We start from the raw sequence: 13226 nt of genomic DNA, 5'->3' as shown, positions 1-13226 counted from the left end.
AAGGTATTAAATATATCGATTATTTTAGTAAATCCGTCCATTGCTTTTTAACGATTGGCCAATCAAAGTGTTGGACCGTTTCCTTAGCATTTTTTGCCAAATCCTCCGCTAATTTTGGTTCGGTAAACAATCGGTTAATTTGGGCAGTCATATTCTCTGCATCATCATCCGCTACCAATAATGCATTGGTACCATGTGCCAATAAATAAGGAATTCCGCCAACATTGGTTGAAACCACCGGCAATCCTAAAGCCATGGCTTCGATAACACTGATTGGTGTATTATCAAAATGAGTGGTATTGATAAAGACATTGTATTCCTTTGATTCGGCTATCCATTCTTCTTTTGATAATTTGCCTGTAAATTTGACCTCAACATTATTTTTCTTGGCGAAACGAACCGTTTTTTCATAACTATCGTCTTTTTTTGGACCAATCATACACAATTTGGCTTCAGGGTAAATCTTCTTTAAATCGATAAAAATCTTTACCGCCATTAATGGATTGTATATTTTGGCAAATGATCTTACCCATAGCAATTTAGGGGCATCAAATACCTTAACCGACTGGGTGTACATCTGAAGTTCTATTGTGTTGGGAATGTATTTCAGATTGGTGTAACCATTATTTTTAAAAGCTTCATAAAGATAATTGGACGGCGCAATATTGATGAAAGCATTTTTAAAAATTAAATCGGAAAGGAACTTAGTTCTTATAATCCTGCTTGGCAAATCACCACCATGCAATTTCGGGATGTATTTAACATTTAAAATTCTACAAAGTTGGGAAATGATAAAGGCATACCAGAAATTTTTAGTGCTGTAAGTATCAATTAAAACATAGTCGACTTTTCTGGCGTACTTAAACGTCATACAAATCATTTCAAGCATTCGGAAAAACTTACTTTTTTTAGAAGAAGCATAATAAACAGTAAACCCTTCAGCTTCAAGAAACGAACCTAGCGTTTCAATTGAAGTAGAAGTGTAACCGTGTTTGGATAACTTATTTCCTATGTAAAGTAGGCTACTCATCCATATAAACTTTTAATAGCGTAAACGAATATACAAAAGCCGGAGCAGCTATTCTCATAGCGGCGTGATTAATTGTCATCAGCCAAAATACTAAAAAACAAAACATATAGATATTCTGCTTGTTGTCGAGATATAAAAAAATAGGCGTTGAAAAGACAATCAACAGTGCTATAATGCCCAAAGTTCCGTGTTCAGCAATAGTTCTCGTCACTTCGTTATGCGAGGTTATGATGGCGCCACCAGTCATTTCTTCTCTTACTTCCAAACCTTTGGCAACTCCAATACCAAAAACAGGACTGCTTTTAAAAGCTTCAATTTCACTGTCCAGAATCTCTTCCCTACCGGTAAACTGGCTTTCTTTTACTTTTCCGGTTGCATCCTGATTGGCATATCTTTTATCAATCAAACCACCAGTCTGATTTGACGTATAAATCCAGGTAAGGGCAAATCCAAAAAGGAAAAGTATCAAAAGTATATTCAATTTATACTTACCATGACCATGTGCGTTTTTGTACAGAAAGAAAATCAAAATCAAAATCATCAAAAGTCCGGTAATCATTCCTCCTCTTGAAAAAGTTACCAAACCACGATAACTGATATTAAAGATAATGACCAGATTCAGGATGAATATCAACTTGCTTTTTGATTCTAAAATTAATCTGGAAAAAAATATAAACATCCCAATTCCGAGAACTGTTGCCACTTGATTTGGCCCAAATCCTCCCGAAGTTTCCGGATTTGAACCGGTTCCAATCAGAACGGTTTTCAAATCGGGTGTATAAAAAATCAAATAAACCGTGGTTGAAATAATGGGCAATCCCATCGTCAACATTATATTGTTGAGTTGGGAAAACAAAATCTTCCTGTTGTAATTATAAATGGCAGCCACTCCGAGACAAGCCGGACCGGAGATGTTAAAAGCCAAAGAAGTCCTAAGGTCGGATTTTAGATTTAAAGTCTCGGTGGCTACAATAATCCCGGGAAACAATAAGAGCAAATAAACCCAATAGGGAACCGCATTTTTAGAAAAACCGCTATAATACATCCCTAAAAAAAGGAACATCATTACTCCATATTTAGAAAACTCATAGAGAATATTACCGCCAGTCATCCGAAGGAAAACTTCACTCCCAACCAAATAGGCCGATACATAAAGCACTTCATTATGCCTATTTGCATTTTTAATTACAAAATAGACTCCCAAAATAACAATGGCAAAACCATATATTTTTGAGAATTGCGGAAAAGTATAGATTAAATATCCAATCAGGACATGGAGTGCAACTAATAGTATATAATTTTTGTCTTTCATTGCCTTACAACCCTTTAATCCAATTTAAATATTTCGTCATAACGCCTTCTTCCGAGTGGTTTTCAACTATGGTTTGATGTAATGCTTCTCCAAATTGTTTTCTCAACGTTTCATCGTTTATCAGTTGCAACAGACCATCATAAAAGGCTTCTACGTCCTGTACGCCAACTATAAATCCGTTGCTTCCGTTTTTAATGATTAACGGAATTTCACCCACATTGGTGGATACAACAGGTTTTTTATACAATCCATATTCAATTAACGCCACAGGCAATCCTTCTGATTTTGAGGTCAATATAGCTAAATTTGATTGATTAATGATATTCACCACATCATTTTTAGAACCATAAATAAAAACATGGCTTTCTAATTCCCTGTTGATGATCAGTTCATGAATCTGCCTGGAGTAGTCATCTTCAAAGTCTTTTCCAACCAAATGGAAGCTCCAATCCGGATGCGATTTTTTTAATTTGCCCGCAATCTCAAGCAATAAAAAATGATTTTTTTGATCTCTTAAATTGGCCAAACACAAAATGCGTTTGCCTTCAATACCTTTCAATTGCGTCTCTACTGATACCGTTGAAACATCATTGGTGAAATTGGGTAGATAGATAACCTGCTTACAATTCAGTTCTTTTTCAGCCCAATTTTTCAGTTTGAAATTCACCACAATAATGCCCTTGAAAAAAAACGAAGCCATTTTGAGCACCAATGATTTTTGGGTGCTGATAAACTCGCTCAGTCCGTTGTGATCATGCCAGATGATTTGAACTTTTGGGTAAATTATTTTGACTAATAACGCAATGAAATAAGAACTACTGTGCGGTTGAAGAAAATCAACCTTGTTTTCCCTGCAATATTGTTTTAATCGAAAAGCCGCAGCAAAATCAAGCGTTTTTGTCTTTTTCAAAAATAAATACGAAACCGAATCATTCAATTGGCTTTTCAGATGCCCTTCCGCTCTGGTAGCAACCAAACCCGAAAAAGTAATCCTTTTCGAAAGTGCATTGGCATAATTGATCGCCATTTTTTCGGCACCGCCAACTTCTAAGGAATCTATAATCTGCACTATTCTCATGATTGCAAAAGCTGTTTAATTTTGGTCTCAAAAATATCTAAAGTATAGTGTCTTGACCAGTCAATGGCATTCCCGACTTTGGTTTGGTACAAATTATTGTCTTGTAGCACAGACTCAATTTGGTCAACATCATTGGCTAATCTCATTTCCAAAAGCAAACCTCTGTTTCCGTTATCCAACATATTGGGAACGCAGGAAACTCTCGAAGCAATAGGCAAACAACCCCAAAACATGCCTTCGGCTATGACTTTTGGCCAACCTTCACTCAAGGATGGTAAAACTACAAAATGATTTTTGATATAGGCTTCTTTAATCACGCTCTGATTTTGATTTCCTTTTAAAAAAATGATACTCTCCAAATTATTTTTGGTGATATAACTCTCTAAACTTGCCCGTTCTACGCCTTCTCCGAAAATGCTTAATTCAACATCATACTGCTTTTTATACAGTTGCTCAATCAGTTGTACTGCGTATAAAGGTTGTTTCCCATTGGAAAGTGTTCCCACAAAAACAAACGAAATTTTACCGGTTAATACTCTTGGGCTAACCTGAATTTTATCTTTTTCAAAATAGCTCGCCGTAAAAAAAGGCTTGATGTTTTTGGTGCTGTTTTCCCATTCACCATAGACCAAAACCTGCATGTTCCTGGTCAGGAATGTGTTGCGCAAAATCCATTTTTGCAGGCGATAACTCAACGGTTGCTTTGCTTTTAAATCCCAATTTCCTGCATATTTTGCCGTTTTGGGTTTGCTGGGAAATAAAATCTGAATCAAGCAAGCCAACAATCCCATGTTTCCCGGGCATCGCAAGTGAATATGATCCGATTGTTTCATGGCTTTATAGATTTCAGCTGCAATTCGGGGTAAGGCCAATAGGGTTTTGAAAGCGGATGTCAGCGACAAAAAGTGGAAAGAGGCCACCTTTCTGAAATCAATGTTATGATGGTCATACGCAATGTCAATCGAAGTTTTTTGCTCCAGATTCAGCGGTGCGACCAAGATGATTTTATCGACATATTTGGCCCAAATGTTCATCTCTCTCACATAGGGTGAATAGGCAAAATATTCCCCGCTCTGGTTGCCGTGAGCCACATGTGTGATGATACAAAAGGTCATTATCGTTTAGGATTCAATTTTAGGTTGATTGAAAAACAAACTCATCCATCCAACCAATCTTCCCCAAAATTCGGTTAAAGCTTCTTTGCGTTTGTTAGTGGTAAATATATTGCTAAATCTGATGAATGTCAATAATAATATGATGGCATTCCATTTAAACCTTGCTTTTAATGATGGGTTTGGATATTTCACGCGCCACACATACCAGCCGTTTCGCACCACCATTTTGCCATAACTGTATTTATTTGGCCGACCGGATTCATCGTGATAATGCCCTAAACGTGCGTTGGTATTGACAAATAATTTTCCTGTTTTGGAAAGCCTTAAGGTAAAATCGGCATCTTCATACAAACCGTAACCTTCAAAATAAGTCGAAAAGGAAAAACTTTCAAAAACCGATTTCCGAAACGAGGAAACGCCGCCCATCAACTGTTCTACTTCATAAATCTTGCCCGTTGGCGGTAAAAAACTGATGCTCCTTCCATTGGAAAACTCGGGTAAAAAACCAGGTTTTGTATCTGTGTCCAATCCCAATTTCTTTCTTAGGACAAAACGACTGCCATCTTTTTTCTTCCAACCATCATAGAAAAACTCTTCAATCGTTGGTTTATAATCTTCAGAAACCTTTTCCCAAACCACTTCATTGGTAATAAAACCGCCAACGCCCAACGCTTCTGGATGAACCTCATAAGCTCTTAATATTTCTTCAAAATAATTGGATTCCAAAATCGTATCATCATCCAAAAAACAAATAATATCGGCCGTGTCGGCTGTTTTAGCAATGCCAAAATTTCGCTGCTTGGTCAAACCTCTGTCTTTATCGGTTACCAAAAAGTAATGAAGGTTTTGAAACGGATTTTGTTTTAGAACAGCTTCGGTTTCAGGACTGGTTGAACCATCAATAATCAGAATCTCATTGGGATAAACAGTCTGCAGCTTGACCGATTCCAATAGCTTCAGCAAAGGATTCGGTCGCATATAAGTACAGATGATTAAGGTGAAATTCATGTTATTCCTCTTTTAACTTTTCGGCCCAAAAAACACTTCTGTCCCATTTCTGCCTGAATGTTTTTATATACCCAAACGGATTTATGAAAAAGTTTTTATTGAAAATCTTAAAGAAAAGTGTGGTTTTATAGCTCAACAACTGTTCTTTGGAATCATACAATAACCTAAACAACATCACGGTTGGCGACGGTTTAGGCTGAATAATTTCTTCTTGCCAACGCAATGTTGGTTTGGTTCTGAAACCTCCGATTGGCGCTTTTAAATGCAAAATTTCCGAAGTGGAAATATACAAAATATCAAAGCCTTTGAGACGCAACTGCATCCCGAAATCATTGTCTTCGCCAAAACCAAATTCGTAGCCCATCTTAAACCGCAAATCTTTCACACAGGAAGATTTCACAAAAGCATGTCCGGCACCGAAAACAGTAAATTGCTTTGGCTTATCGGGTGCTATTTTTTGTGATTTCAAATGACAAGCCACTAAAAAAACTTCGTTGCCCGTATGCTGAAAAGACGCCATCGCCTTTTCGAGCAAATCATTTTCAAAAACAATATCGTCATCGGCAAAGAAACAGAACTCACTTTCTACCAAATCTAAACCTATATTTCTGGCGTTACAGGCTCCGGCTTGGTGTGTAAAGTGATGTTTTATCTTGAATGGCCAAGTCTCACTTTGGATAAAATCCAAATCGGAAATGCTGCCGATTTCAGGATTTTGTTCAACAATAATAACATTGGTCGGCAAATAAGTTTGTGACGCCAAATTATGCAACACTGCCAACAAATAATCCTTTCTCCCGATGGTCGGGATCAGGACATCAATCGTTCCGTTTTCAATGATTTTCCGGGTTGAAACCAAATCAATTTGGTTCAATCGTGTTGGGTTAAAAGTCCGTTTCGGATAAAATAAGGACGCGAGTAATGCAAAAAACGGAAATCGCTTTTCATACACCAACAGGTTGAAAAACATAAGGAAAATCCAGCGTGTTTTATAATGTTGTTTGGTAAATTTAAACAGTGTTGACAGGTTGGATTTCGGCTTTTCAGTCGTAATTGATTTGTCTTTCAGCAATTTGGGCTCAGAGTAACACAATAACCCAAAAGCAATAGCTCTTTTGGCCAATGAATTGAGGAAATAGTCAAAATCTTTCTCGATTTTCAAATCCCTTTTACAAGCGATGAGAACCGAAGCATGAACGGCGCCAACGTGACTGCTCATTTGCCAGGTGGCATAACGAACCGTTTTATTGACTTTTATAAACGGTGAATCTTCAACATAACCCAATTCCCGGCCAAGATAATCGTTAGCCAATGAAAACATAAATTTGTGATGGTGAAACAAACCTTCAATAGCTTCAATATTCAGATTATCTCGCTGACTTTCGTGACACCAAACCAATATTTCGTTTTGAAATTTCTGGGCCAACTCCAGTAAAACAGCGGTACTATTTCGATTCACTCCATTGGGACTTTCGCCCGTAGTAGAAACGATTGCAGTTATCTTGGATTGGTTGTGATAGAGGACAATCATGATTCTTTTTGCTTATAATCATTCAAAATCCTTTGGTAAAATTCGGCACTTTGTCTGGCTACGACTTCAATGCTGAACTTTTGAGTCGCTTTTTCTTTGGCTTTGGCGCCAAATTGCTTTCTCAAATTTTCATCTTCGAGCAATGTCACTATTTTTTTGGCATAGTCGGAATGCGCTTTCGGGTGTTCTAAAAATCCGTTACTGTTGTCATCAATCACTTCGGTTGCCCAACCGATATTGGAAGCCACAATGGCTTTTTGCATCGCCATCGCCTCAATCCAGGAAACCGGAAGTGCTTCGGCAAAAGTGGGAAAAACACAAACTGTAGCTGCATTGATATGTACTTTGATTTGGTCGTAAGGAACGCTACCCAGATAATTCACATTGGGCAACACTTCCTTATCGAATAAGGTCTGCATCATGGACCAGGTAGAGGCATTTCCGGAAATTATATCCGAAGCGTCGCGTCCGATGAGGATTAATTTGGCTTGGTTATTCTGTTGGTAAACTTCATTGAAAATCAAAGGCAATTCGAGTAAGCCTTTCTTTCTGATGAGTGTTCCAAAGTATAAAATGGTGTTTTCCTGAGCGCTTTGCTGGTCATTGCGTAGGGAAAACTGCTCCAAATCGATACCATTGGGAATGACTGTAAAATCATTGGACAATGAAAATAATTCCTTGGTGACTTTGGCAACATATTGGCTTACCGAAAGCCACGCATCGGCTTTTTTCAAGGCTTTTTCTTCACGAAGTTTGTTGATGAATTTTACCGGACGATTGTCGAGATGGCAAAAATAAGTATCGGTTCCGTGGAGTTTAATCACCAAAGGGCAATTGGGTTTGATATTGGAACTGATACCGGTCCAATCGGGAACTTCAACCAAATCTACTTTACCTTCTTTGACCAAAGCATTGAGTAACTTTTGGATTTTCTTCTGGGTTAATATCCTGGAAAAACCTTTGAGTTTTATGTTTTTGATTTTGTAAAAAGTGATAGCGTTGTCCTGAAAGGTTTCATCTTTATCCTGTCCGTAAAGCACAATCACCACTTCGTGTCCCTGCTGTAATAAACCTTTACTCAAATTCATGATACTCGTACCAATGCCTGCGGCAAAATTGGCTCTGGCATGCGGATATTCTGAAGTTAGAAAGGCTATTTTCATCAGGCTATTTTTTCATCCAAATGCAGGATATATTTCTACCATTGACATTGTTTTCGGCAATGAATTGGGCTTCTTTTTCTTTATAACTGTCGATTAAATCACTTTTCAGAAAACCATAAAAACCATACGAACGCATTTGGAGCAATTCAAAACCGGTCAATTGCTTCTTCAAAAATTCCAATGAAATTCCTTTGTTAACCGAATCGGTCTTGGTTTCCACATGAATATCGGTTACGGTCCAGATTTCATTGGCAGTCATGCGTCTTTTAATCGTTTTTTCTGCCAATAACTGGTCGTTGATTAAGTCGATATAATCTTTTCGATTCAGCATTCGCTTAATGGATTTCAACAATGGTTTCGGAATAAAATCGGTGATTTTTTTATTTTTTGGTAAGGCATCAATCACTTTTTCATATTCCTCTTTTCTTTGCAGATACTCAGTCGTATTGATATAATCACCGTTTGGATCCTGAATATGTATCAGGATTCCACCTTGATTCAGAGCGTTGTCTACTTGATTTAAAAAAGCTTCTAAATCGGGAATGTGGTGCAACACCGAACTGATGATGATGACATCAAACTTTTCGTTGACATCTGCCAAATAGCCATTTCTGGTTTTGTATTCCTTTCCCCAGGTTTTGGCTTTTTGCTCGGCGTATTTCAACATATTGGGTGAAGTATCCAACAGCGTAACTTTGTTGATATGCTGGCCTAATTGGGAATTTAACAGAATCTGCGAACTCAATCCGGTGCCACAACCAATGTCGAGCAGGCTGAGTTCGTTACTTTGCGGTTTGTGATGCGAAAACAAATCGGCAATCAATAGGTTGATTTGCTCCTGTAAACTTCCCCACATATCGGTGTGCATGGCATCGTAATGTCCGGCTTCAAAATCATGAAATACTATATTGATCCGTTCCTGGAATTTTTCAGGAGACAAGGAACTACCTGTTTTTTGTAATAAAGGCAATAAAGATTGGTATGACATGATGTTCAATATAATTAGTTGGCTTTGTTTTGAATATAGTATTCCGATAAATCTTTATCGATAATTACTGTGGCTGCCGGCAGGATTGTTTTGTTATCGGGAATATCGTCTGTTACTACTGCATTAGCGCCGATAGTGACTTTGTTTCCAATGGTAATGTTGCCAAAAATTCCGGCATTGGGACCAATAAAAACTTCGTTACCAATTGTTGGCACACCTTTTTTGGAACCATAATTGCTCACCCCGATGGTAATTCCCTGAGAAATATTGCAATTATCCCCGATGATGCTGTCACCGTGTATCACGATGCTTCCAAAGTGACCAATATAAAGTCCTTTCCCGATTTGGGTTCTATAGGAAATATCAAAACCATATTTTACACGCAATCGTCGCCACCACAGAAAATAAAAATAAAACAACAATCTGTTGCTTCTTCTGTAGCGTTGCACCATACGGAAAATGGTCATGAATTTGAGTCCGGGAATGGGTCTGAGAATAAAAACATCCAATAAAACACCGATGGAGATTTTGTGAAATCCATAGCGTTTGTAATCAGATAAGAGTATTTCTTTCCCCATTTTCTTAGTTTGCAATTTCTTCTATTGCGGTCCAAATTCTCTCAGAAGCCATTTTTGGTGGATGCTGATTGATTTTTTCGAACCATTTTTTAGCATTGGCAATCACTTCCTCCGCCTGATTGGTCATAATTTTTTCAAGACAGGATTCTATTTCATCCGGTTTGTTGATCCACAAAACAGCATCCTTGCTTGGCATCGATCTGAAATGTATAAATTTATAAATATTATTTACAGTCCACTTCGGAAATTGACTATTAGGCACATCATAATTGACATAACAACAAGGCTTGTCAAAAGAAACATAGTCAAATACCATTGATGAGCCTAAATTTACCACCAACTCCGTATGAAAAATAGTATTCATTTGGAGTACTAAGTCTTCTTTAGTCGGCAAAATATCGTGCCATGCTTCGCCTTTTTTCTCCCATTTAGGTGAAATTGCCGTGATAATATGGCTGTATTTGGACAGCACTGCATCAAATCTGTTGGAAAAATCAACAGGGCATCTTCTGAAAATGATACCCAAATTGTATCCTTTTTCATTTAGCTTAATCACCGCCTCAGCCGTATCGGTAAGATATTGCGGGTCATTGGGTGAAGTGGTAATATCATCTCCTGAGAAACAAATGTATCTTTTGTTTAAATCTAAATTATATTCTCTAAAAAAAGCTTCTCTGGTGAGCAACAGCTCTTTTTGGGTATGGGTTTCAAACTGCGGCGTGCCGGTTACCCTAATCTGATTCTCCTTGATATGCGGATAATAAAAGAGTAACTCATTTTTCATGTGATTGCTCCAGACAAAATAAAAATCAGTTTCAACAATCTTGGTCGCTTTGGGCAAATTGTCCCATGAAAAAATAAACGTAGCCGTTGGAATTCCCAAGTCCTGAGCAGCTAATATTGGAGCTACGGCCAACATTGTCCTTTGATTGGTACAAAAAACAAGTTTTGGTTTTTCTGCTTTTAAGGTTTCCAAGCTGTCAAAATACAATTTGGTTTTTCTTTCACTTTGTACAATGCGCTTGCGGATTCGTTCCAATCCTTTTTCGGAATTGTTCCAAAAAATCAAACTGTTTTTATAAGTGCTTTTGAGTGCCGATTTTAAATTGGAATAAGAAAACGGAAATCGGTAAAAATTGTAAATGGTATCTTTTGACCTTTTGATATTGAGGTTGAGTTCAATCTGAATCTGGGCATTTTTTAGGATATCCGTCATCGGATGAGACTTGGCATTTTGGATGTTTATCTCCTTGATGCCCAGCTCCGTTAAGTTAAAAAGCGTATTGTTCCAAAAAGTAATGTCAAACCCTTTTTGCTGACCAATTTCATGAAAATTTGTAAAAGAAAAATTTCTCAAGCCAACACCATCAGGAAGCAGTATAAATATTTTTTTGTTTTGCATTCTTAGTTTTCAATTGAAGTCTCAAATATCTCTATTTTAGAGTTAATATGAAAGTAAATGCGGGCTAAATTGTTCGGCTTGGATAATATTTATCCCTGTAATTCAAAAATAACTTTTCGATTTTGAAGGTCATGATAAAACCGGAAATCATCGTAATGGTAAAAGTGATCACCGTGAGCAGATAAGGATTTATTGGCGCCAGAAATGCATCACAATAAAGAATCACAAAAGTGTGAATGATATAAATTGAATAAGAACAATAGCCTATTTTGCTAACAAAATCAACAACACGGGCTGAAAACAGACGGTTCAGTCTATGGTTGATATTCTCATTCAAAAGAAAATAAAGCAAGACAATTCCAAAAGCCAAATAGAGCAAAGTAAATCCAACAGTTTTTACGAAATAAGAAGTCATAAGGTCATAAAACGGCGTAAAGGAAAGCATCAGTAAAGCGGCAATCATTAGAATGCTTTGATTTTTCTTAAACAACTCTGTCAATTGTTCTTTCCTGAAATAATACCAATAGGACAATAAAACCCCGAAAAGTAGTGAATCAATCCGCAAATGGGTCATTGTTATATGAAGTGCTTCATTCTCTATCACATCGATATTAGCCCACAGTCGCATGCCCAGCACTATAATCAAAATCGCTACTATTGATTTTTCAAAAAGAGTAAACCTGTTGGGAACCATTTCAAACCGCATGATTCTTTTGTTGAAAATCAGCCATAAAAGCAATGCCAGACCAAAATAAAAATGTTCTTCGACCGCCAATGACCAGCTGGCACTATAAGCATAGCCCCAGCCCAAAGCGTAGTTTTGGGTAAAAGTCAGTTCATAGAAGACTTTCTCCAAATCCAGTTTGTTCATTAGAACCCTGGGAATGACATATAGTACATAAGAAAGATAAAATATCGGATAAATTTTAAAACCTCTTCTGATGAGGAAGAGTTTGGCATTGACGGAGCCAAACCTTCGGTATTCCTTAAACAGTAATCCCGAAACCAAAAAACCACTGATGACAAAGAATAAATCAACTCCAATCCAGCCTATCGTTTTTAAGAAATCGAACAGATACTGATGCCTGAAAAACACCAAAAGAATGGCGATGCCACGCAAAAAATCCAATTCCCTTAAACGACTGACTGACTGCATTTACAGCAAGCTTTGGTTAATACCGATGGTTAATTCTCCTGAGTTGAAGAATTCGAAATTGTATTTTTTCAATACATCATAAATGGCTTCCCTGCAATCAAACTCGTCATGAATTTCGATGGCAATGCATTTGGTTTTGGCCAAATAGGAAACATCCGCTTTAGGAGAAGTAAGCACTTCTTTTTCCGAACCTTCAATGTCTATCTTGAGAATGTCAATGTGCTGAAAATCATTTTTCTCGATCAAATGATTAATCGAAAAAGCCTTTAAATCCGTTGGTTCCTGCGTTTCTTCCACCCGGAATGACCAATCGTTCTTATCGCGAAAATCACTTACGATTTTCAGATAGGAATTCGTACTCCAAACACCACCTTTGACTTTCTCAACAGACTGAATGCCATTGGTGGAAAGATTAAAAGACATGGTTTCAAAATTGGACGTATCCGGTTCAATATTGATGTACTTGGAATCGGGGAAAAATTTAGAAAAATAAACTGAAGTCAGGCCTACATTACTTCCGGCATCGATAAAATTCAAATTTGAAACCGATGGAAAATTCTTTTTGAAAACTTCCACTACCGGTTGGTATTCTTTATATTCATACACCTGACTGAAGACATTCAAATCACTCGAAGGTTTTTTTCTTAATTTGATGGTGGCGTTAAAATTGGGATAATGGGCCACAAAATCCTTTGGATTGTCTTCCTTCAAATAGCCATTCATCCGAATCAGATGGAAATAATATTCGTTGACCAATCGCTCATTTTCTGTAGTTTTCAAACGCAAACCACGTTTAAGCAAATACTTCAAAATCAGTAATTTGTTGCTTAAATCTAATCTGTTAAGTTGGGTTAATTTTTGCATG

At 37.3% G+C, this 13226-nt stretch carries 12 protein-coding genes; all 12 read right to left on the bottom strand.

Annotation, left to right across the window (positions count from 1 at the left end):
* Positions 1–19: 19 nt before the first annotated feature.
* On the bottom strand, positions 20–1030 hold the full coding sequence (locus P1K33_RS05265; protein WP_284651847.1) for a glycosyltransferase family 4 protein: 1011 nt from the start codon (positions 1028–1030) through the stop codon (positions 20–22).
* The gene (locus P1K33_RS05260; protein WP_284651846.1) at positions 1023–2342 is read right to left on the bottom strand and encodes an O-antigen ligase family protein; all 1320 of its coding nucleotides are present in this window, start codon (positions 2340–2342) and stop codon (positions 1023–1025) included. Before P1K33_RS05260 ends, P1K33_RS05265 begins: the two co-directional genes overlap by 8 nt.
* A gap of 4 nt (positions 2343–2346) precedes the next feature.
* Positions 2347–3420 carry a glycosyltransferase gene (locus tag P1K33_RS05255; RefSeq protein WP_284651845.1) on the bottom strand — a complete coding sequence of 358 codons (1074 nt, stop codon included), beginning with the start codon at positions 3418–3420 and terminating at the stop codon, positions 2347–2349.
* A complete protein-coding gene (locus P1K33_RS05250; protein WP_284651844.1) occupies positions 3417–4535 on the bottom strand; it encodes a glycosyltransferase family 4 protein in 1119 nt (372 codons plus the stop codon). The genes P1K33_RS05255 and P1K33_RS05250 overlap by 4 nt, the downstream gene beginning before the upstream one ends.
* Positions 4536–4541: 6 nt before the next feature.
* Positions 4542–5543, bottom strand: coding sequence for a glycosyltransferase family 2 protein (locus P1K33_RS05245; protein ID WP_284651843.1), 1002 nt, complete (start codon positions 5541–5543; stop codon positions 4542–4544).
* Between the two features lies 1 nt (position 5544).
* Entirely contained in the window at positions 5545–7074 is a 1530-nt protein-coding gene (locus P1K33_RS05240) for a glycosyltransferase family 2 protein (protein WP_284651842.1), read from the bottom strand.
* Positions 7071–8237, bottom strand: a complete 1167-nt coding sequence (locus P1K33_RS05235) for a glycosyltransferase family 4 protein (RefSeq protein WP_284651841.1) — start codon at positions 8235–8237, stop codon at positions 7071–7073. Before P1K33_RS05235 ends, P1K33_RS05240 begins: the two co-directional genes overlap by 4 nt.
* A 4-nt stretch (positions 8238–8241) precedes the next feature.
* Positions 8242–9225, bottom strand: a complete 984-nt coding sequence (locus P1K33_RS05230) for a class I SAM-dependent methyltransferase (protein ID WP_284651840.1) — start codon at positions 9223–9225, stop codon at positions 8242–8244.
* Between the two features lie 14 nt (positions 9226–9239).
* A complete protein-coding gene (locus P1K33_RS05225; RefSeq protein ID WP_284651839.1) occupies positions 9240–9803 on the bottom strand; it encodes a serine O-acetyltransferase in 564 nt (187 codons plus the stop codon).
* A gap of 4 nt (positions 9804–9807) precedes the next feature.
* A complete protein-coding gene (locus P1K33_RS05220) occupies positions 9808–11205 on the bottom strand; it encodes a glycosyltransferase family protein (RefSeq protein ID WP_284651838.1) in 1398 nt (465 codons plus the stop codon).
* Between the two features lie 64 nt (positions 11206–11269).
* A complete protein-coding gene (locus P1K33_RS05215; RefSeq protein ID WP_284651836.1) occupies positions 11270–12361 on the bottom strand; it encodes an acyltransferase family protein in 1092 nt (363 codons plus the stop codon).
* On the bottom strand, positions 12362–13225 hold the full coding sequence (locus tag P1K33_RS05210) for an FkbM family methyltransferase (protein ID WP_284651835.1): 864 nt from the start codon (positions 13223–13225) through the stop codon (positions 12362–12364).
* Position 13226: the final 1 nt, after the last annotated feature.

It is taken from the genome of Flavobacterium terrisoli (assembly GCF_030167905.1).
In the GTDB taxonomy this organism is placed as follows: Bacteria; Bacteroidota; Bacteroidia; order Flavobacteriales; family Flavobacteriaceae; genus Flavobacterium; species Flavobacterium terrisoli.
This window is presented reverse-complemented; position numbering and strand designations above follow the sequence as displayed.